Annotated in this window: 19 protein-coding genes and 1 tRNA gene; 8 read left to right on the forward strand and 12 right to left on the reverse strand. The window is 60.1% G+C overall.

Going from position 1 to position 19734, the window contains the following annotated elements; genetic code table 11:
* Positions 1-36: 36 nt before the first annotated feature.
* Positions 37-954, reverse strand: a complete 918-nt coding sequence (gene glsA / locus ACEVJL_RS06950; protein WP_008981508.1) for a glutaminase A — start codon at positions 952-954, stop codon at positions 37-39.
* 266 nt (positions 955-1220) lie between these two features.
* Between glsA and ACEVJL_RS06955 the strand changes: the two genes are divergently transcribed.
* Positions 1221-2255 carry a threonine aldolase family protein gene (locus ACEVJL_RS06955; RefSeq protein ID WP_374737303.1) on the forward strand — a complete coding sequence of 345 codons (1035 nt, stop codon included), beginning with the start codon at positions 1221-1223 and terminating at the stop codon, positions 2253-2255.
* 45 nt (positions 2256-2300) lie between these two features.
* Here ACEVJL_RS06955 and ACEVJL_RS06960 read toward each other — a convergent pair whose 3' ends face one another.
* Positions 2301-3248, reverse strand: a complete 948-nt coding sequence (locus ACEVJL_RS06960) for an L-lactate dehydrogenase (protein WP_020989867.1) — start codon at positions 3246-3248, stop codon at positions 2301-2303.
* 212 nt (positions 3249-3460) lie between these two features.
* Here ACEVJL_RS06960 and ACEVJL_RS06965 point away from each other — a divergent pair, with 212 nt between their 5' ends.
* Together ACEVJL_RS06965 and ACEVJL_RS06970 are read left to right on the forward strand one after the other, a co-directional pair.
* Positions 3461-4006 (forward strand): RNA polymerase sigma factor, encoded by a 546-nt coding sequence (locus tag ACEVJL_RS06965; RefSeq protein WP_374737304.1) that lies wholly within the window; start codon positions 3461-3463, stop codon positions 4004-4006.
* Entirely contained in the window at positions 3990-5339 is a 1350-nt protein-coding gene (locus ACEVJL_RS06970; protein ID WP_374737305.1) for a hypothetical protein, read from the forward strand. The genes ACEVJL_RS06965 and ACEVJL_RS06970 overlap by 17 nt, the downstream gene beginning before the upstream one ends.
* 168 nt (positions 5340-5507) lie before the next feature.
* On the opposite strand, the gene ACEVJL_RS06975 is transcribed toward ACEVJL_RS06970, so the two are convergent.
* The 9 genes from ACEVJL_RS06975 to ACEVJL_RS07015 all read right to left on the reverse strand — a co-directional run bounded on the left by ACEVJL_RS06975 (position 5508) and on the right by ACEVJL_RS07015 (position 15134).
* On the reverse strand, positions 5508-7586 hold the full coding sequence (locus ACEVJL_RS06975) for a sodium-translocating pyrophosphatase (protein ID WP_374737306.1): 2079 nt from the start codon (positions 7584-7586) through the stop codon (positions 5508-5510).
* A gap of 192 nt (positions 7587-7778) precedes the next feature.
* Entirely contained in the window at positions 7779-9215 is a 1437-nt protein-coding gene (locus ACEVJL_RS06980; RefSeq protein WP_151076317.1) for a TrkH family potassium uptake protein, read from the reverse strand.
* A complete protein-coding gene (trkA, locus tag ACEVJL_RS06985) occupies positions 9205-10608 on the reverse strand; it encodes a Trk system potassium transporter TrkA (RefSeq protein WP_374737307.1) in 1404 nt (467 codons plus the stop codon). The genes ACEVJL_RS06980 and trkA overlap by 11 nt, the downstream gene beginning before the upstream one ends.
* A 65-nt stretch (positions 10609-10673) precedes the next feature.
* Positions 10674-11321, reverse strand: coding sequence for a hypothetical protein (locus ACEVJL_RS06990; protein ID WP_374737308.1), 648 nt, complete (start codon positions 11319-11321; stop codon positions 10674-10676).
* 185 nt (positions 11322-11506) lie between these two features.
* Complete coding sequence (locus tag ACEVJL_RS06995; protein WP_235397993.1) at positions 11507-11794, reverse strand: GIY-YIG nuclease family protein; 288 nt, start codon at positions 11792-11794, stop codon at positions 11507-11509.
* Positions 11794-13248 (reverse strand): sensor histidine kinase, encoded by a 1455-nt coding sequence (locus tag ACEVJL_RS07000; RefSeq protein ID WP_374737309.1) that lies wholly within the window; start codon positions 13246-13248, stop codon positions 11794-11796. Before ACEVJL_RS07000 ends, ACEVJL_RS06995 begins: the two co-directional genes overlap by 1 nt.
* A gap of 28 nt (positions 13249-13276) precedes the next feature.
* Positions 13277-13783, reverse strand: a complete 507-nt coding sequence (locus ACEVJL_RS07005; protein WP_008981520.1) for a hypothetical protein — start codon at positions 13781-13783, stop codon at positions 13277-13279.
* A 26-nt stretch (positions 13784-13809) separates the two neighbouring features.
* A complete protein-coding gene (locus tag ACEVJL_RS07010; RefSeq protein WP_374737310.1) occupies positions 13810-14484 on the reverse strand; it encodes a response regulator transcription factor in 675 nt (224 codons plus the stop codon).
* Between the two features lie 41 nt (positions 14485-14525).
* Entirely contained in the window at positions 14526-15134 is a 609-nt protein-coding gene (locus ACEVJL_RS07015; RefSeq protein ID WP_235397999.1) for a UBA domain-containing protein, read from the reverse strand.
* Positions 15135-15295: 161 nt separating this feature from the next.
* Between ACEVJL_RS07015 and ACEVJL_RS07020 the strand changes: the two genes are divergently transcribed.
* The 5 genes from ACEVJL_RS07020 to ACEVJL_RS07040 all read left to right on the forward strand — a co-directional run bounded on the left by ACEVJL_RS07020 (position 15296) and on the right by ACEVJL_RS07040 (position 18074).
* Complete coding sequence (locus ACEVJL_RS07020) at positions 15296-16465, forward strand: polysaccharide deacetylase family protein (protein ID WP_374737311.1); 1170 nt, start codon at positions 15296-15298, stop codon at positions 16463-16465.
* 11 nt (positions 16466-16476) lie between these two features.
* Positions 16477-16791, forward strand: a complete 315-nt coding sequence (locus ACEVJL_RS07025; RefSeq protein ID WP_235398003.1) for a hypothetical protein — start codon at positions 16477-16479, stop codon at positions 16789-16791.
* A gap of 54 nt (positions 16792-16845) precedes the next feature.
* Positions 16846-17355 carry a DUF6512 family protein gene (locus ACEVJL_RS07030; protein WP_374737312.1) on the forward strand — a complete coding sequence of 170 codons (510 nt, stop codon included), beginning with the start codon at positions 16846-16848 and terminating at the stop codon, positions 17353-17355.
* Positions 17356-17374: 19 nt separating this feature from the next.
* Positions 17375-17977 carry a 4'-phosphopantetheinyl transferase family protein gene (locus ACEVJL_RS07035; RefSeq protein WP_374737313.1) on the forward strand — a complete coding sequence of 201 codons (603 nt, stop codon included), beginning with the start codon at positions 17375-17377 and terminating at the stop codon, positions 17975-17977.
* Between the two features lie 21 nt (positions 17978-17998).
* Positions 17999-18074, forward strand: a tRNA-Arg gene (locus ACEVJL_RS07040).
* A 258-nt stretch (positions 18075-18332) separates the two neighbouring features.
* Here ACEVJL_RS07040 and ACEVJL_RS07045 read toward each other — a convergent pair.
* Entirely contained in the window at positions 18333-19610 is a 1278-nt protein-coding gene (locus tag ACEVJL_RS07045) for an L-cysteine desulfidase family protein (RefSeq protein WP_374737314.1), read from the reverse strand.
* Between the last annotated feature and the right edge of the window lie 124 nt (positions 19611-19734).

A 19734-nucleotide genomic window follows, 5' to 3' on the forward strand; every position in this document is an offset into this window, starting at 1 on the left:
AAAATTGCCGCCCATATAGGCGGCAATTTTTTGCGGTTAAAATACGCTGAGGTAGAGCTTGCGGCTCAGGTCCTCCAGCACGTGGATTCCAGCCAGGCTGTTGCCCTTGTCATCCAGGCCGGGGGAGTAGATGCCGATGCCCATACGGGTGGGGGAGACAGCCATAATGCCGCCGCCTACGCCGCTCTTGGCGGGCAGTCCCACCTTGATGGCAAAGTCGCCCGCGCCGTTGTACATGCCGCAGGTCATGAGAATGGCATTGACATAGTGGGCGTAGCGGCTGGAGAACACACGCTCCTCCGACACCGGGCGGCGGCCCCGGTTGGCAAAGACAAAGGCGATGTTGGCCAGGTCCTTGCAGTTTACCAGGATGGAGCAGGCCTTGAAGTAGCAGTCCAGCACCTCCTCCACGTCATCCTGGATAAGACCATGGCTCTTGAGCAGAAAGGCCAGGGCACGGTTGCGGCTGCCGGTGCGCTTCTCCGACTCATAGACGGCCTGGCTGATATCGATGTCTGGGTTGCCCGCCACCTTCCGGGTCAGCTCCAGCAGGCGCTGGAAGCGCGTTTCATAGGTCTCACCCTTGATAAGGGTGCACAGCAGAATGGCGCCCATATTGACCATGGGGTTAAGATGCTCGCTGAGCAGGGCCTGGTCGGTGTAGTTGATGGCGTCAAAAGGCTTTCCCGTGGCCTCCACACCCACGTGGGCGCGGACCATCTCCTCCCCGTTGTCCATCAGAGCCAGGAGTAAAAAGAGCGGCTTTACAATGCTCTGGATAGTAAACCGCTTCTGAAAGTCCCCGGCGAAGCTGGTCTTGCCGTCGCTGGAGACTACGTAGATGCCCAGGTCATCCTGGTTGGCCTTGGCAAGCTCAGGGATGTAATTGGCCAAGCGCCCTTCCTTGGTATAATGGCGATTCTCCTCGATCAGCTGCTCCAGAAGTTCGTCCATGGTAATTCCTCCTCTGATGGTATCTCTGCCTCAGGCGCAGAAAGGCCGGGCCTCTGCACAGAAGGGCAGAGAGTCCGGACCCGTGTCTTTTGTCATCCAATTTGCTGACCTTATTGTAGCAGATTGTCCACAAAAAAGGAAGAGGGAACAAAGAAAATATGTAGAATTACAAAAAGTGAGGGGCGGATTCTTGCGCTGTTGTGGCGGGCGCGGTATGATAAGAAAAAACAAGCGCCCTTTCCAAAGGGCGGGAAGGGAGCAAGAACATGATACGCTTTGAATGTGACTACGGGGAGGGGGCCCACCCCAAAATTCTGGAGGCCCTGACCCAGACCAATCTGGAGCAGACGGCGGGCTACGGTATGGACCCCCACTGCGATCACGCCCGGGAACTTATCCGCCAGGCCTGCCAGGCCCCGGAGGCGGCGGTGGAGTTTTTGGTGGGCGGTACCCAGGCCAACGCCACCGTAATTGCCGCCATCCTTCGGCCCTATCAGGGGGCGCTGTGTGCCCAGACGGGACATATCAACGTCCACGAGACGGGAGCCATTGAGGCCAGCGGCCACAAGGTGCTCCCCCTGCCCGCCAAGGAGGGAAAAATCACCGCTCAGGAGATCCGCCGCGCCTGCCGGGACCACTGGGAGGACGCCACCCATGAGCATATCGTCCAGCCCGGTCTGGTCTATCTCTCCCAGCCCACCGAGGAGGGTACCCTCTATACCCGCTCCGAACTGGAGGACATCCGTGCGGCCTGCGATGAGTACCACCTGCCCCTGTACATCGACGGAGCCCGGTGCGGCTATGGCCTGGGTGCAGCGGAGAACGACGTGACCCTGGCCGACCTGGCCCGGCTGGCCAATGTGTTTTATATCGGCGGCACCAAGGTGGGCGCCTTGTTCGGAGAGGCGGTGGTCATCCCCGACCCGGCCATTCAGAAGGATTTCCGCTATATGATCAAGCGCATGGGCGGCATGTTGGCCAAGGGCCGGCTGCTGGGAATCCAGTTTGAGGTCCTGTTCCAGGGGGGCCTCTATGAGCAGCTGGGCCGCCGCACCGTGGCTCTGGCCCAGAAGTTGGCAGCAGCTTTTGAGGCAAAGGGCATCTCCATGCTCCATAAATCTCCCACCAACCAGCAGTTCCCCATCCTGACCCAGGCCCAGCGGGACAAGCTGGGGGAGAAGTACGCCTTCTCTTTCTGGCAGGCGATGGACGAGGACCGGGCGGCGGTGCGCTTCTGCACCAGCTGGGCCACCCGGGAGGAGGATGTGGACGCGCTGGTGGCGGACATCCAGAATCTATAATCAAAAAGCCGGAGAGCACGTCGCTCTCCGGCTTTTTCATGAAAATTAGGGCAGGTCAAGGGTGGCGATGACCTCTTTGAGCTGCTGGGCGGAGGACAGAAGGGCCTGGTGCTCCTTCTCGTCCAAAGGAATCTCCAGCACGGTTTCTACGCCGTTCTCTCCCACGATGGAGGGGACGCTCAGGCACAGGCCGTCCAGGCCGTACTGGCCCTCCAACAGCACCGACACAGGGAGCATGGCGTGCTCGTCCTTCATCACACACTCGGCGATGCGGGAGACCGCCATGGCGATGCCGTAGTAGGTGGCTCCCTTGCGCTGGATGATCTCATAGGCGCTGTCCCGCACCTCGTGGTAGATCTTGTCCCGCAGGGCGGCCTGGTCCTGGATACCACGCAGGGTGCAGAACTGGGCCAGATCCACGGTGGAAATGTTGGCACTGCTCCACACCGCCAGCTCGCTGTCTCCGTGCTCGCCAATGATGGCGGCGTGGACGTTGCGGCTGTCTACCCCCAGTTCCTGGCTGAGCAGGTACTTGAGGCGGGCAGTGTCCAGCACGGTGCCCGAGCCGATCACCCGGTGGGCAGGCAGGCCGGACAGCCGCCAGGCGGCGTAGGTGAGCACATCCACCGGATTGGACACGATCATCAGGATGCCCTTGAAATTCCGGCTGGTGAGCTGGGGAATGATGCTCTTCAAAATAGCCACGTTCTTGCCGATCAGGTCCAGGCGGGTCTCGCCGGGCTTCTGGTTGGCTCCGGCGGTGACGATGACCATGGCGCAGTCGGCCACATCGTCGTAGTCCCCGGCGTAGATGCGCATGGAGGCGGTGTAGGGCAGACCGTGGCTCAGGTCCATGGCCTCGCCTTCTGCCTTTTCCCGGTTGGCGTCAATGAGCACCAGCTCGGAGAAAATGCCCTTCTGCATCAGGCTGAAAGCGATAGAGGCTCCCACAAAACCGCAGCCGATCACCGCGGCCTTTCGTACGTTGATCATAGTATAAACGCTCCTTTCCAGTTGGCAGTAGTTTTGCCCGTTTTTCGGAGTGCCATTCGGTACTATTATCCTGCTAAATTAGTAGGAAAATAACAAGAGGAAAAAGAACCAAGAAAATGGAGGAGAGAAACGAATATTTTGGAAAAACGCCGTGGGGTAACCGGGCGGGCCATGTATAATAGAATAGAGGCGCACAGGAGGAGGTGAGGGCTATGAAGGGAGAGGAGGCGGTACGCCGTCTGGTAGACGGGGAGCCGGATGCCCTGGATGCGGTGTCGGCGGCCTATACGCCGCTTTTGAACTATGTGATTTTTGCAATTTTGGAAGACAAGCAGGAGCGGGAGGAGTGCCTGGCCGATGTGCTCCACCAGGTGTGGCAGGCACGGGAGCAATTTGACGCGAAACGGGGCAGCTTCACCACCTGGCTTACCACCCTGGCCCGGAACGCGGCCCTCAACCGCAAAAGAGCCCAGCGCCGCCGGGAGGCGGGGCGAGCGGAGTGGGACGAGAGGGTGCCCCATCCTGGGGATGGCCCGGAGGAGCAGGTTTTGAAAGCAGAGGAGCGGGAGCGGCTTCAAGAGGCCATCCGCAATTTGTCCTACCAGGAGCAGATATTGTTTTACCGAAAATATTACTACTTGCAGTCCACCCGGCAGATCGCCGCGGAGCTGGGAACCAGCGAGCGGGCGGTGGAGGGCAAGCTGTACCGCCTGCGCAAAAAGCTGCAGAAGGCGCTGGGAGGTGAGTTTGATGCGTGAGGAGGACAAGCTGGACGTTTTGCTGACCCAGGAGGCGGGGGAGCTGCCCCCTCCCCCGGTGGTGGATGAGGCGATCACGCCCTGGAAGCGGGCAATATACCGCATTGTCTGGGGCATCGGACTGACCACGTGTACCTTGAATGTTTGGATCGTAAAGGATCTGATGGTGGCTGTGGGTACGGTACTGCTGTGGCTGGGCTTTCGGGCGCTGCGGAGGGAGAATCGGTGCTTTACTGCCTGCTGGGTCATCAGTTTGATCGAGGCGGCATTTCAGTTTGCTGGTTTGATACTCAATGCCACCATCTGGGTTTCAGAACAGCCCCTTAGCTGGCTGTCCTATTCTGGACTGATGCTTCCGCTGATCCAGTATATCTGCCTGTGGCAGGGTATCATAGAAGTACGCCGCCGGGCGGGACAGCCGGCCGAGGCGAGAGCCGCCGGTGCGCTCATCTGGTTCTATCTGGTGCTGGCTGCCCTTGCCCTGCTGAATGTCCAGGGGCTGATTATTGTAGGGGCTCTCCTGGTAGTCTATATCCTGATCCTGCGCAGCCTGAGTAAGTTTGCCCATCTGCTGGATGAGGCAGGCTATCAGGTACAGCCCGCCCCGGTGCGGGTATCTGACCGAAGTATCTGGATCACTTGGTTTGCTGCTCTGCTGGTGTGCATTTCGGCGGCCACCCTCCTCTTTGGCCGCTATCCTATGGAGTGGACGCCCCGGCCGGAGGGAGAGCAGGCGGGCCTGGAGGAGATCCGCTCCCACCTGGTGGAGCTGGGGGTGCCGGAGCAGGTGGCCGACGACCTGTCAGCGGAGGACTTGTCCAGCCTGGAGGGGGCCCTGAGAGTGGAGGCGGAGGTAACTGAAGCGCCCTTTAACAATGGGAAGATGATGTACACCTCCACGGGGGTCTATTACAGCGAATATGTAGTAAAAGAGCTGAAGGTGACCAACCTGGCGGTGGAGCTTCCGGGCAGGCAGTGGAAGATCATCCACCACTTCCAGTGGCAGGTCCAGCCCAAGTACCGCACCACCGAGTGCATTGCTCTCAAGTCTGCGGCACACACAGGCGTAGAGGGTGTTCACATGGAGGGAACCGTCACCGGGCGGCTGCTCTATGACAAGGATGGAACGACCTATCTGGGGGACTACTACCGCCTGGAGGAGGAAGTGTTCGCTACAAATTCTATCTTCTGGAGCCCGACAGAAAAGCACTTGTTCATGGCGCTGTTTTCTATCCCGCTGGGTGGGGAGAACTGCCGGGGCTATCTCACCTATCCCATGAGTGCCGGGGAGAACAGCAAGATTTTGCAGTCCTGGATGAATTATACGCACTAGGTGGGATTTTGGAACTACCCCCTGATGACGGCGGAAGAGTATGAAAAGCTTGGAATTTGGAGATCAGGAAGTTTCCAGACAGCCCAGGCCTCCATTAACTGGATCAGTGAGGAAACAGAAGAGGACCCGGCCTGAGCCGGGTCCTCTTTGTGATATCAGGGAGAAACATTACAAAATGTGAAAGGCCACCACCAATCCGGAGAACACGATGGACACCGTGGACACCAGCTTGATGAGAATGTTCAGGGAGGGACCGGAGGTGTCCTTAAAGGGGTCGCCCACCGTGTCGCCCACCACGGCGGCCTTGTGGCAGTCGGAGCCCTTGCCCCCGTGGTGGCCCGCCTCGATGTACTTCTTGGCGTTGTCCCAGGCGCCGCCCGCGTTGGACATAAACACCGCCATGGCAAAGCCGGTCACCGACACGCCGCCCAGCAGCCCCACCACGCCGATAGGGCCCAGGATAAGGCCGGTGAGGATAGGCACCACGATGGCCAGCAGGGCGGGGACTACCATCTCCCTCAGCGCGCCCTTGGTACACAGAGCCACGCAGGAGGCGTAGTCCGGGTCAGTCTCATGTTCCATGATGCCCGCGATTTCCTTAAACTGGCGGCGTACCTCTACCACGATGGACTGGGCGGCAGTCTGCACTGCGTTCATGGTGAGGGCGGAGAAGACGAAGGTGAGCATGGCTCCGATGAAGAGCCCCACCAGCATCAGAGGATTGGTGAGGGTGAGGTCCAGCACCTCGGGAGTCTTGGTCTGTACGATATTCACATAGGACACCAACAGAGCCAGTGCGGTGAGGGAGGCCGAGCCGATGGCAAAGCCCTTGCCGGTGGCGGCGGTGGTGTTGCCCAGGGAGTCCAAAGCGTCGGTACGCTCCCGAACCGACTCGGGCAGGCCGGACATCTCAGCAATGCCTCCCGCGTTGTCGGCCACGGGGCCGTAGGCGTCGGTGGCCAGGGTGATACCCAGGGTAGACAGCATGCCTACGGCGGCGATGCCGATGCCGTAGAGCCCCTGGTTAAAGGAGGAGGCTCCCCCGGCGGCGTAGAAGCTGACCAGAATGGCGATGGCCACCACCAGGATGGAGGCGATGGTAGACAACATTCCCAGAGAGATGCCGCCGATAATTACGGTGGCCGCGCCGGTCTCGGAGGCGGCAGCCAGCCGCTGGGTGGGCTTATAGGTGTCGGAGGTGTAATATTCGGTGAAGTAGCCGATGGCGCAGCCCCCGGCCAGTCCGGCCAGAATGGCCACATAGACGCCCCAGTGGCCCAGCAGGAAATAGGTGAGGGGAGCGGCGGCGATGGCAGAGAGAGCAGCGGCCAGATAGGTGCCGGTGCGCAGGGAGCGCAGCAGGGATTTCTGGGAGGCGTTCTCTTCGGTTTTTACGAAGAAGCTGCCCACGATGGAGCACAAAATGCCGCACACCGCCAGCAGGATGGGCAAAATCAGCCCATTCCAGCCGTAGCCGGCGCTGGCGCCCAGAGCGAAAGTGGCCAGGATGGAGCCCACATAGGACTCGTACAGGTCAGCGCCCATACCGGCCACATCGCCTACGTTGTCGCCCACGTTGTCCGCAATGGTGGCGGGGTTGCGGGGATCGTCCTCCGGGATACCCGCCTCCACCTTGCCCACCAGGTCAGCACCTACGTCGGCAGCTTTGGTGTAGATGCCTCCGCCCACCCGGGCGAACAGAGCCATAAAGGAGGCGCCCATGCCGTTCATCACCATGATATTGCCCAGAGTCACCGGGTCGTCGATCCCGGCCCCCAGGCGCAGGATGACAAACCACAGGGAGATGTCCAGCAGTCCAAGGCCTACCACGGTAAAGCCCATGACACAGCCCGAGGAGAAGGCCACCCGCAGGCCGCGGTTCAGGCGCTCACTGGCGGCCTGGGCGGTGCGTGCGTTGGCGTTGGTGGCAATTTTCATGCCCACCAGACCGGCCAGCATGGACCAGATGCCGCCGGTCAGAAAGGCAAAGGGAGTGAATCGGGAGAGCATCTGTCCGCCCGTGCCGAAGGCCATGACCAGCAGCAGAACAAAGACCACGGCAAAGACCTTGGCCACCGTGGCGTACTGGTGCTTGAGGTAGGCATTGGCGCCGGAGCGGATAGCCCCGGCAATTTTTTGCATAGCGGGGGTCCCTTCCGAATAGGACATGACCCGCCTCTTTTGCTGCAGAGCAAACAGGAGGGCAGCCAGTGCGCCCGCAAAGCCCAGCCAGTACAGGTTCTCCATGAAAACACGCCCTTTCTTTGGATATAGAAGCCTGCGCTTGTTGGAAACAACCAAAAAATATAGAAAATCACAGGCCTCTTATCATCATTTTACCATACCAAGGATAGAATGCAAGGGGGATTGTGCAAAACGCAGTCTCGAGGTATAAAAAATGCCCGCAGCAGAACACTGCGGGCAGAAACAGGCGAAATGCTAATTGCGGCGCCAGGTGTGGCGGCTGAACAGAACCAGGATGGGAAAGATCTCCAACCGGCCGATGATCATGCACAGGGAGAGGACCACCTTGCTCAGCGGGGAGAAGGCGGCAAAATTGCCGGAGGGGCCGATGGTTGCCAAACCGGGACCTACGTTGCTCACGCAGGTGAGGGCGGCAGAGAAGGAGACGTCAAAGGGGACGTTATCCAGAGAGACCACCAAAGCGGCAGTGAGGATGATCAGAATGTAAAAGCCGATAAACACCAGCACGGAGTGCAGAGTGCTCTCATCCACCGGCTTTCCGTCCAGACGCACCACTTCCACCGAGCGGGGATGGGCAATGCGGTGCAGCTCCCGGCGGATGGAACGCAGCAGCATGACCACCCGGGAGCACTTGATGCCGCCGCCGGTAGAGCCGGCGCAGGCGCCGCAGAACATGAGGATCACCAGAATCATCTGGGAGAAGTGGGGCCAGAGCACAAAGTCCGCCGTGGCAAAGCCAGTGGTGGAAATGATGGACGCCACCTGGAAGAAGGCGTAGCGCAGGCTGTCCCACACGTTCTCATAGATGGGCATGATATTGATGGTGATCAGCGCAGTGGAACCCGCCACCAGCAGCAGGAAGAACCGGGCCTCGTCGCTCTTGAGCGCCTCCTTGAACCGGCGCTGAAGCAGAAGGAAATACAGGCCGAAGTTCAGTGAGAAGAGCAGGGCGAAAATGGCGATGATGATTTCGGCGGTGGGATTGCCGTAGGCGCCCACACTGAGATTGCGGTTGGAGAAGCCGCCGGTGCCGGCGGTGGAAAAGGAGTGAATGAGGGCGTCATACAGAGGCAGACCGCAGATCTTCAGCAAAATGACCTCCGCCAGCGTGAGGGCGAAGTACATCTGATAGAGGATCTTGGAGGTCTGGGACTGCTTGGGCACCAGCTTGGAAAAGACCGGACCGGGGGTCTCCGCCTGGGTGAGGTAGTGGGGACGCACCCCCAGGGAGGGGACAATGGCGGTGACCAGCACCAGTACGCCCATGCCGCCCAGCCAGTGGGTGAAGGCGCGCCAGAAGAGGATGCCGTAGGGCAAGGCCTCGATGTTGGTGAGAATGGTAGCTCCGGTGGTGGTGAAGCCGGAAGAAGCCTCAAACACGCAGTCGATAAAAGAGTTGAAATAGCCGGAAAAATAGAAGGGAAGTCCGCCAACCACGCCGGTGAGCAGCCACAGCAGTCCCACCGACACAAAGCCCTCCCGCACGTGGAAGTGCCGCTCTGCGGGCAGGAAGGACAGGGGAAGGCTGATGCACAAAATGACCAGAATACTCCACACAAAAGGCATGGGGCTTTCGTGGTAGAGCAGAGCTACCGCCATAGGCAGTACCAGCACGGCGGCCTCCATGGACAAAATCCGGCCCAGAAGCTTAAAAACCAGCTTAATGTTCATCCTTGCCTCCAGTCAGGAGAAAGCTTGCGTCCTCCTCGGCATAGATGTCATTGAGATCCTGGATGGGCCGGTCACGGGAGATGATAATGACCGAATCACCCTCTTGGATGCAGGAGGAACCTTCGGGGATGATGATCTCGCCGTCCCGCATGATGACAGCGATGAGGATGCCCTTGTGCAGGTGCAGATCCCGCAGGGGCACATTGAGATGGCGGGTGGAGGGGCCAACGGTAAACTCCATGGCCTCAGTCTTGCCATCGGCAATGCGGTAGAGGGTATTCATCACGCTGCCCTGGGAGTTCTGCATGCCGCGCACCAGCTGAAGGATCTGGGCGGCGGTGATAAGCTTGGGGGAGATGACGCTGTCCAGACCCACGGCCCGGGCAATGCCGGTATAGTTCTGGCGGTTACACTTGGTGACCACCTTGTGCATGCCCTGCTGCATGGCGTACAGGGAGATGATCAGGTTGTCCTCATCCCGGTCGGTGAGGGCGACAAAGGCGTCGGCGGCGGACATGCGCTCAGACTCCAGCAGCTCCTGGTCGGTGCCGTCGCCGCAGATCACGGTGGTGCGGGGCATCATCTCGCTGACCAGACGGCAGCGCTTTTCGCTCAGCTCCACGATCTTGACCCGCATCTTCATCTTTTCCAGAATGGCGGTGAGGTACACCGAGATCTTGCCGCCGCCCACAATGAATACCGTCTTTACCTTGGGGCTGTACCGGCCCAGCAGGCGGAAGAACTGGTCCAGGCTGGTGGGGCGGCCGATGAGATAGAGCTTATCCCCCACTTGGGGAACAAAGGAACCGTTGGGGATGGTGACCTCGCCGTCCCGGTCTACGGCACACACCAGCAGGGAGAGCTGCTTGACCTGGGCAGACAGGGCGTGGAGGGGCTGGTTGACCAGGAAGTCCCCCTCCTGCAGGCGAAAGCCCATCAGCTCTACCCGGCCGCGGCAGAAGGTCTCGATGTTGGCCGCCGATGGGAAGCGCAGCAGGCGGGAAATTTCCACCGCCGTGGCGTTTTCCGGGTTGATGACCATATCGATGCCCATGTTCTTTTTCAGCTCGTGCAGACCCAGGTTATACTCCAGGTTGCGGATGCGGGCGATGGTGTACTTGGCTCCCAGGTGCTTGGCGGTGAGACAGCAGACCATGTTCACCTCGTCGGAGTTGGTGGCAGCCACCAGCAGATCGGCGTCCTCCGCTCCCGCTTCCCGCAGGGTGTCGGTGGATACGCCGTTGCCCTTGACGCTCATAATGTCCAGCGCGTCGGTGGCGCGGCGCAGGGCGCTGTCCTGGGTGTCCACGATGGTAATGTCATGCTTTTCGTTCAAAAGCTGCTCCGCCAGAGAAAAACCGACTTTTCCGGTGCCTATAATGATGATTTTCACAGTATCGGCAAGCCTCTCTTTCTAATATGAAAGCCGTCTTCGGCTGAAGGATGATCTTGGGTGCATCAGATGGTCCACTCTCCGTGGACCACACCCACCAAATACCAGGAGGTTTTCTCTCCCAGGAACACCAGCTTGAGGGAACACCAATCCAGTCCCTCGTTGGCAGGGTCCCGGCTGGGATAGCAGAAATCTACAAAGTGGCAGTCTGGGTAGGCCTCGGTCAGGTTTTCCAGGGCGTTGCCGCTGGTGATGATCTGGTCCACGCCCACCTTAGGGGCCTGTGTATAGTCCGCATCAAAGACAAAGCGGGTAAAATACTCCGACATGGTCATTTGGATGGACTCGCCCCGGCCGTCCTCATAGCCCCAGGTGTAGGTGCTGGTATCCGACGACAGATTCTTGATCTGATCGGCGGTAAAGTTCTGGTCGCGCTGAAGGTCCACCGTGGAGTAGGGGGTAAAGGTCACCCCGCGGGTGGGATGCACATAGGTGGACAGAGTCTCATAGTCCTGGTCATGCAAGGCATTGGTGACCGCGGCGGCAGTGTGAAGCAGGCTGGTCGTGTTTACCGCGGATTCCGAGGGAGTTTCTTCCTTTTGAATCACGGCAGCGGGCGTGGCGGCGGCAGGGTGCCGCAGCGATACGGAACACAGCAGCCCCAGAACAAATCCAGACACCAGCAGGATCAGGGGAATGGCAGCGCGCTTCATCGGATAAGCATCTCCTTTTCCGGTCGTTGGTGTAAGAAGGGGGTGCGGAGAATGTGATAAGAAATCAGCATACATTATAGTAGTGATACAGGGAAAAAGCAAGAGAGGAAGGGCATTCTGCAAAAAAATAGCATTTGAAAAAAGCGCATGCCTCGGTTTGAAAAACGAAAGCAAAAAAAGACGCCCTAAGGCGTCTTTTTTTCAGTGGGTATAAGTGAGTCGGAAAGAGGGGGCGCGGCGGCGATCAGGGCCAGTTTCTCCTTGCGGGTGAGGCGCTTTAAGGCGGCCTCCCGGCGCAGGGCCTGGCCGTGATCCCCGGCCTGCTCCAGATAGACCAGGGAGACCGGACGGCGGGAGCGGGTATACTTGGCGCCCTGCCCGGCGTTATGCTGCTGAAGGCGGCGCGGGGGATCGTTGGTGCAGCCGGCGTACAGGGTGTCGTCGGCGCAGCGCAGCAGATAGACATACCACATTATCCTGCCTCCTGTTCCGGCGGCGCCAGAGGCAGCAAAAAGGAGATGCGGGTACCCACACCGGGGCGGGAGACCACTTCCAACCATCCCTCGTGGCGCTCCACGATCCAGCGAGCAATGGACAGACCCAGCCCGGTGCCCCCGGTTTTCCGGTCCCGGGACTGGTCGGTCCGGTAAAAGCGCTCGAAGATGTGGGGGATGCTGTCGGGAGGAATGCCGTCTCCCTCATCCTGTACGGTGAGACGGGCATAGCGCTCCTGGGTGGAGAGACGCAGATAGATCCGGCTGCCCGGGGGACTGTATTTGATGGCGTTGTCCATTAAAATGCGCATGACCTGTTTGATCAGTCCCTGGTCGGCCCGCACCGGGACCGGCTCTTCTCCCCAGCGGGGTAGGAACACCCGGTCGGGGCAGATCATCTCTTCCTCCCGCAGTACCTCGCCGGCCAGAGCGGACAGATCAAACAGACTGGGTTTTACCGGCTGGGTGTCGTTATCTCCCCGGGCTAAGAAGAGAAGCTGCTCCACCAGCTCCTCCATGGACTTGGCCTCGGAGCGGATAGCGCTGATGGACTCCTGCAGGGCCTCCGGGTCGTCCTTGCCCCAGCGGTCCAGCAGGGCGGCGTAGCCCTGGATGACGGCGATTGGGGTGCGCAGCTCGTGGCTGGCATCGGAGACGAAGCGGGCCTGGGCGCTGTAAGCCCGGTTGATGCGCTCCAGCATGGCGTTGATGGACTGGGCCAGAGAGCGCAGTTCCTTTTGGGTGGCGGGCAGATCGATGCGGCTGTCCAGGTGCTTGGCATTGATCTTCTCCAGCTCCCCGGCCAGAGCCTCCAGCTCCTGGCGGGACATGTGGGTCATGGAGCTGAGGCGGGAGGCGGTGGCGGCCAGCTCCTGAAGGGGGCGCAGCACCTTGCGGATGGAGCGGTTGTTGCCAAACAGGCTGGTGAGCAGGAAGATGCCCTGAAACACCAGCACCACAACTCCTGCCCAGTACAAGGTCTGGAAGATGCCGGTCAGGTTGACCGTGATGGCGTAGGGGGTGGTCTCGCTGGGCATCTGGATCTGGTAATAATGGCTTAAGTCCCAAAGCCGCAGACCGTCGGCGGTCTCCTCACGGATGGGGAGCCAGGCGAAAATGGGCACCGGGTAGCCTGTGGGCTCCCCGTCCAAAAGAGTGATGGTGTAGTCGCTGGCCTCCATCCAGGCCAGGGCGTCCTGGGTGGGGACGCCCCGTTCCTCCACCAGGGCGGCCACATCGGCACAGCGGTTTTCTCCGTAGAGGATCAGCCCGCACAGAGCCATACCGGCCAGCAGCAGGTCCAGCACCACAAAGATGCACAGCTGGCGGAAGAAAAATCCCAGATTCAGCCGAAAGGCCAGAGAGGTGTCCCGGGCGGTGGAAATGGGGGCCGTGGGGGGCGGAGAGTGAAAGCGCTGCCGTTTTTTTTCCATGGCGGCCCTCCTTTCTCAAAAAGGATGATTACGCTTGGGTTTTGAGCCAGGCGCGGATGGAGTCCAGGTTCTCAAAGGCCACAAAGCTGCCGCCGTGCAGGAGCATGTCCAGCATGGCCTGCTCCTGGGGAGTGCGGGCGGAGCCTTTGGCCTCCAGGGACTGACGGGTGGAGCGGGTGACCATGTTCACCATCCGCCGCTTGAGCCATCCCACCTTTTTGGGAGCCCAGCCGCCCTGAAGGTAGAACAGGGGCGCGTCCCCCACATAGTTGGACCGGCGCAGAGAGGCCATGGTGCCCTCGCCGGGCTGGGACATGCCCACGCCGCATACGCCCTGGATCTTCCAGCGCTTCATAGACCGGTCCAGACCGCCGATGTGTCCGGCGGTGAGAGGTCCCATATAAAACACCTGGGCGTCGGACAGGAGCTGGCGCTCCGCCTCGGCCAAGGTGTAGGTCTTCATCTTTTCTGCTTTGCCCAGCATCTGGGCGTACTCCTTGGTAAAGCCGGTGTGAGACTGGTAGACAATTACCATTGCAATAACTTCCTTTCTGTGTGGCGTCAGGACTCCCGGATCACATAGCCCACGCCGCGCACGGTGTGGATGAGCTTGATGCCGAAGGCCTCGTCGATCTTGCTGCGGAGAAAGCGGATGTACACATCCACCGAGTTGGTCTCTCCCACAAAGTCAAAGCCCCATACGCTGTCCAGCAGGGCCTCCCGGGTGAGTACCCGGCCCTTGTTTTCCAGCAGCTGGTGCAGAAGATCAAATTCTTTCTTGGTCAGCTCCACACTCTGTCCCCGGACGCTGACCTGGTGGCGCTCCACATCCATAGCCAGCTCTCCGGCGGTGAGGATGCTGCCGGTGTGGACAGCCCGTTTGCGCAGAGCGGCCCGGATGCGGGCCAGCAGCTCCTCGATGGCAAAGGGCTTGGTGATATAGTCGTCTGCTCCGGAATCCAGGCCGGACACTTTGTCGATGACGCTGTCCCGGGCTGTGAGCATGATAACGGGCAGGTCGCTCTCCCGGCGCAGACGGCGCAGCACCTCCATCCCGGAAAGCTGGGGCAGCATGATGTCCAGCAGCACCAGATCGTACTTGCCGCACAGCGCCTGCTCCAGCCCGCTGCGCCCGTCAAAGGCCTTGGTCACCTCGTAGCCCTCGTAGCGCAGTTCCATCTCCACCATCCGGGCCAGCTTCTCCTCGTCCTCCACCAGAAGGATCTTTTCTGCCATTGAGTTCGCTCCCTTACGTTGAAAATTTTGATTCTAAACAGTTATTTTTTGCGGTTGTTATACTTATCGTGCTGGTTTTTCAGCTCTTCCATCACCTGGCGGCCCAGGTCGGCGGCGGTATCGGCCACACTGCCCATCACGCCGTTGATGGTCTCATCCTCCAGGTCCGGGCCGGAGATCTGATACCGGAAGCCGAAAAACAGGCCCAGAAGCAGCAGGGGCAGCGAGACCCAGGGAGCAAAGAGCACCAGTACGATCAGCACCAAAATGGGCAGAGAGGTCACCGGCTGGCCCCGCCGCCAGATCTCCAGCTCATTGTCGATGAGCCAGCGGCGCAGGGTTCCAAACAGGGTCTTGCCGCTGACTACCTTCACCCCCATGCCCTTAAACTTCTTTTTCTTTCGTTGTTCCGTCCCGTCCGTTTTCTCCCCCAGAGGGGCCAACTCCTCCTGGGAGGGAGGCGGCGGAGGCGTTTCATTTCGTGTGGAGTAGTAGGCCCCTTGGGGACGGGGAATGGCGCCCTGCTCCTCCAGATAGATCAGGGCGTCCAACAGATTGCCGCCGCTGTACTCCAGGGCCTGCTTGGCCTGGCCGTAGGACACGTCGGCTTTTTCACGCAGGCGTTCCACCTGCTCCAGGGTAATTTCCATGGTGTTAGCTCCTTTCCCCAGCTTGTGCCATAAGGATACCACACGCGGGTTGAAGGGTACTTTACCCTTTCTTAAAAATGGGTTAAAGGGGGGCTGTCTTGCCCAACTGATTATACTATGATATAATTTCGCTAGCAAGTGCCGGAAAGGAGGCAAAGACGGTGGAGAAATGGAAAAAGCGGACGGCGCTGGCCCTGGTACTGACCCTGCTGGTGGCGCTGCTGAACACCGCTCAGGCAGCGGGAAATATCTATCTGACGGCAGTCAATGAGAGCGTGCTGGAGCTCACATCGGATACTATGCCCACCTGGTCGGGGGGCGTATTGTACGTGCCCTACACCGTCTTTGACAGCAGCTATACCGGCATCAATTTAGGTATCAGCAGCAGTTACAGCCGGGACGGAGGGACCGTTACCCTGTATAATCTGCAGCAGATGATGATCTTCGATCTGAACCGGGGGACATGCTATAATCCCATCACGGAAGAGACTATCTCCGGCCGGGCCATTCTGCGCAACGGAAGACCCTATGTGCCGGTTGCTACCGTGTGCAGCTTTTTTGGCCTGTCCTACTCGGTCATTGTTATTGACGAGGGGTATATCGTGCGCATCAAAAGCTCGGCGGTGGTGCTCAGCGATGCCTGGTTTGTGGACGCGGCCCAGAACTCCATCCGCAGCCGGATCCGGGACTACAACCAGGCCAACCAGAGCCAGCCCACCCCCGGCGTACTGCCCCCCACCAACAATACGGAGGATCCCCAGCCCGAGATCACTGTGCCAGACGATCCGGATGACACCAGTGTGATCCCCGCCTATCTTGGCTTTTCCTGTGAGGATGCCCAGGGGCTGAGTGAGATTCTGGATACGCTGGACAGCTACAGTCAAAGGGCGATTTTTTTCTTTGACGCAGAGGGCCTGGAGCGGGAGGACGATCTGATCTTCCGGATTCTGGGCAGCGGGCACAGCATCGGGCTGATTGCACAGGGCCGCACGGCGGCCGGTACCCGCCGCCTGTTGGAGCAGGCCAACGAGACCCTCAGTGAGGTGGCCTATACCCGCGCCTCGGTGGTCCTGGTGCCGGAGAACCAGCGGGAGGAGCTGGAGCAAGAGGGTTGGATCTGTTGGAACGAGACGGCTTCGGCGGTCCCGGATCAGGGTGTGAGCGCCAGTACCTATGCAAATAAGGTGCTCAGCCGCATCAGCGGAAACCATGCCCGGGTGTATCTCACCCTGGATGGCAGCAGTGAGACGGCTCGGGTGCTGCCCACCCTGCTGCGCCGTCTATCTGCAGAGGGCTACGGGGTCAGCGTACCCCTGGAGACCAGATTGTAAGGAGTTACGCCATGGATTTGACACGCAATATCGTGCCCACATCGGCCCAGGCGCCCCGTGTGGCACGGCTGACCCGACATCTGAAGGCACGTCTGGAGGACTTTGGTCCGGGAGGACCGGAGGTGGTCCAGGCGGACCAGGCCACCGGAACGGTCCGTTTCCGGGTGCCGGGGAAGGACAGTGCCTGGCTTCGGCAGCAGCTGGGGGAGCGCTGGAACATTCAAATCCAGGTGGAAGACGGCTTGGCGGTATGCCGCCTGGGACCGGATACCCCCTTTGAGGGGCTGGACCGGCTGTGGGGCTGTCTGTTTGAACTGGTAGGATAAGCGCATAAAAATTGGAACGGCGGCATAAGGTTTCTCCGAGAGAGGTGAGACCTTATGGTATATGAAAAAAAGCAGCTGCTCCTGGCCTTTGTGCTGGCGGTACTGGCAGGAGTAGGATTGCACTTTGTCTACGGGCTGTGTCCCAACGGGGTCACAGCCCTGTTTTCACCGGTGAACGAGAGTATTTGGGAGCACACCAAAATTTTATTCTGGCCCTATCTGGCGGCGGCGGTGTGGCTCACCTGGGGGAGGCCCACCGGCCTGCGCCCCTGGCTGCTGACGGGAGTGGGGATCTGCCTGGCCATGTTGGCGGTGGGATACCTTCTCCATGTGGTGCTGGGCTGGAACAGTCTTGCGGCCGACCTGGTGCTGTACGGCGTGCTGATGGCTCTGGGCTTCTGGCTGCCCACCCGCATGGCCGGACCGTTCCAGGGCCTGCGGTGGCATTTGCCTGCTCTGTTGGCGGCGCTGCTGGTGACGGCTATGGTGTGCTTTACCTTCCGAGCGCCTCAGGGAGCTCTGTTTACCGATTTTTCCCAGGAGAGCGGGCAGCAAGTGAAGTAGAGAGAAGGAGTACCTCCACATGATACTTTTAGGGATCAACGATCTGGCCCGGCGGGAGCAGGCAAGGGAGCTGCTGGCCTGGGGAGCAGAGCGATACTGGGGGCTGTCTCCCTTGCCGCAGATCGCGGCAGGGGAGCGGGGGAAGCCCTGGTTTCCCGCCTGTCCCCAGCGCCACTTTAACCTGAGCCACAGCGGAAAGCTGGCACTGTGTGCCTTGGCCGACGGGGAGGTGGGAGTGGATGTCCAGGAGATGCGGGCCGCCTGGCGGCCTTCTTTGGTGGAGCGTACCTGCCGTCCGGAAGAGCGGGCCTGGCTGGCCAGCCTGGGAGACCGGGGAGAGGACTTTGCCCAGCTCTGGGCGCTGAAGGAGAGCGCAGGCAAGCAGACAGGCTACGGTCTGCCCTACCCGCCCAGCCGTCAGGCGGTGCCTGTGCCCCCGCTGGGGGAGCCCTATGATCCCGGGCAGATCTACACCTTGGGAGAGATCCAATTTCGTGTCTATCTGGGGGAAAATTGGCGGGGAGCGGCCTGCGGTCTGGAGGTTCCCCCCCAGGAAATCCAGTGGGTAAGCGGCCTGGGAAAGGAAATTAGCCCTTTACAAGGAGAAGAGAATCTGCTATAATAACGGAGCAACTTAAGAGATGCGCCCGTAGTTCAATGGATAGAGCGTCAGATTCCGGTTCTGAATGTTGGGGGTTCGAGTCCCTTCGGGCGTACCAAAAAGAAAGACATCTGCATATTGCAGATGTCTTTCTTTTTGGGTTCCGGCGGCCAGAGGCCGCCTCCACCCTTCGGCGATTAAAATGCTCGGGCGAAGTGAATTCGCCCTGCGCCAAGGTTTTCGCCTCAAGCGAAAACACTTGTACGGCGCATAAGCGCCGCGGCCCAGAAGGGCCGTTTTGGGATCGGTTAAAAAAACTTTCTTTACACAGAACAAACGCCGGGCAGGTACGCAGTACCTGCCCGGCGTTTATTTATCAGTTGCCCAGCATGATATTCAAAATCTCATTGTCGGTGGACTTCATGCCCACCCGGCCCATACGGCCGATGTTGCTGATGGTCTCCTCCACGTCCTCGTTGACCAGACCCTCACCGGGCTGGAAGGTGCGGTTGTGCAGCCCCATCTTCATGCCCAGCAGGGCGGTCTCCACGGCGGTGGCGATTTTGGCGGCGCAGGAGGACTTAGCTCCGTCGCACACCATGCCGCCCACGGTGGCAATGGTGTTGGTGATGGTGTCGCATAGCACCTCATAGGGGTAGTCCAGCAGGTAACAGATGCCGCAGGCGGCTCCGCAGGCGGCGCTGACCACGCCGCAGTAGGCGGACAGGCTGCCGATATAGCTCTTCTGGTGGATGGAGATGAGGTTGGCGGCCACCAGCGCCCGCAGCAGCTTCTCCCGGGGGACGCTGTGCTCCTGGGCGTAGATGATCACCGGCACACTGACCGTGATGCCCTGGTTGCCGCTGCCCGAGTTGATGACCACCGGCATGGGGCAGCCGTTCATCCGGGCGTCAGAGCCGGCGGCGGCGTAGGCGCGGGCGCGGATGTGGACGGGAGGATCGGTGTAGCCCTCCAGCAGGACACGGCCCACCTCGGCGCCGTAGGAGTGCTCCAGACCCTCCCGGCAGATAGCCATGTTGCACTCGATCTGGGGGGTGAGGATGGGCTCCACCTCAGAGAGCTTCACCTCGTCGGCAAACTCCATAATGTTTTTCACCGTCAGCAGGCTGCGGTCGCCGCTCTGCTGGATCTTCTCCTCCTTGGTGACGGTGACGCCGGGGCAGTCCACCCCGTCCTTCTGCATCCGGGTGATATTTTTGTGGGTATTCTGGATCTCTACCAGGGCGGAGTGCTCTCCGGCGGTAAGCTCCACCACGATGTACAGGGTGGCCACATTTTCGATGAGCTTGCAGGAGCAGAAGTCGCCCTTCAGCAGCTCACGCACCTTGGCGCGGTGCTCGTCGGTGATACCCTCCAGCACGGCCAATTCCAGTTCCGGGTTGCCGCCCACAATACCCAGAGTGGCGGCCACGTCAATGCCACGCAGTCCACCCGAGTTGGGGACAGTGACGCCCATAACGTTTTTGACAATATTGCCGCTGCAATGGACGGTGCAGTGCTCGGGCATCTCTCCCAGCAGCTGGCGGGCCTTGGCGGCGGCATAGGCGATCGCAATGGGTTCGGTGCACCCAAGGGCCATGGACAGCTCCGAGCGCAGAATGGTCAAATGATTCTCATACAGTGCCTGATCCAAACAGATACACCCTTTCTTGTTGCTCGTTTTTCCAAAAGCGCAGGTTCTCACAGGGCTTTCTCGCGTAGGAGAAAGGATTCTTTCCCCATTATAGCCTGTCTTGTGGAAAGCCGCAAGGGGAAGA

Origin of the sequence: Flintibacter porci, assembly GCF_041925195.1 — a bacterium.
GTDB lineage: Bacteria > Bacillota > Clostridia > Oscillospirales > Oscillospiraceae > Lawsonibacter > Lawsonibacter porci.

What these genes read in the sequence shown, in the direction of transcription:
- ACEVJL_RS06955 (WP_374737303.1), top strand. Translation starts at nt 1,221, where the DNA reads ATGATACGCTTTGAATGTGACTACGGGGAGGGGGCCCACCCCAAAATT.
- ACEVJL_RS07000 (WP_374737309.1), bottom strand. Translation starts at nt 13,248, where the DNA reads ATGGAAAAAAAACGGCAGCGCTTTCACTCTCCGCCCCCCACGGCCCCC.
- ACEVJL_RS07015 (WP_235397999.1), bottom strand. Translation starts at nt 15,134, where the DNA reads ATGGAAATTACCCTGGAGCAGGTGGAACGCCTGCGTGAAAAAGCCGAC.
- ACEVJL_RS06965 (WP_374737304.1), top strand. Translation starts at nt 3,461, where the DNA reads ATGAAGGGAGAGGAGGCGGTACGCCGTCTGGTAGACGGGGAGCCGGAT.
- ACEVJL_RS07025 (WP_235398003.1), top strand. Translation starts at nt 16,477, where the DNA reads ATGGATTTGACACGCAATATCGTGCCCACATCGGCCCAGGCGCCCCGT.
- ACEVJL_RS06980 (WP_151076317.1), bottom strand. Translation starts at nt 9,215, where the DNA reads ATGAACATTAAGCTGGTTTTTAAGCTTCTGGGCCGGATTTTGTCCATG.
- ACEVJL_RS07010 (WP_374737310.1), bottom strand. Translation starts at nt 14,484, where the DNA reads ATGGCAGAAAAGATCCTTCTGGTGGAGGACGAGGAGAAGCTGGCCCGG.
- ACEVJL_RS06990 (WP_374737308.1), bottom strand. Translation starts at nt 11,321, where the DNA reads ATGAAGCGCGCTGCCATTCCCCTGATCCTGCTGGTGTCTGGATTTGTT.
- glsA (WP_008981508.1), bottom strand. Translation starts at nt 954, where the DNA reads ATGGACGAACTTCTGGAGCAGCTGATCGAGGAGAATCGCCATTATACC.
- ACEVJL_RS07035 (WP_374737313.1), top strand. Translation starts at nt 17,375, where the DNA reads ATGATACTTTTAGGGATCAACGATCTGGCCCGGCGGGAGCAGGCAAGG.
- ACEVJL_RS06975 (WP_374737306.1), bottom strand. Translation starts at nt 7,586, where the DNA reads ATGGAGAACCTGTACTGGCTGGGCTTTGCGGGCGCACTGGCTGCCCTC.
- ACEVJL_RS07030 (WP_374737312.1), top strand. Translation starts at nt 16,846, where the DNA reads ATGGTATATGAAAAAAAGCAGCTGCTCCTGGCCTTTGTGCTGGCGGTA.
- ACEVJL_RS07005 (WP_008981520.1), bottom strand. Translation starts at nt 13,783, where the DNA reads ATGGTAATTGTCTACCAGTCTCACACCGGCTTTACCAAGGAGTACGCC.
- ACEVJL_RS06995 (WP_235397993.1), bottom strand. Translation starts at nt 11,794, where the DNA reads ATGTGGTATGTCTATCTGCTGCGCTGCGCCGACGACACCCTGTACGCC.
- ACEVJL_RS06960 (WP_020989867.1), bottom strand. Translation starts at nt 3,248, where the DNA reads ATGATCAACGTACGAAAGGCCGCGGTGATCGGCTGCGGTTTTGTGGGA.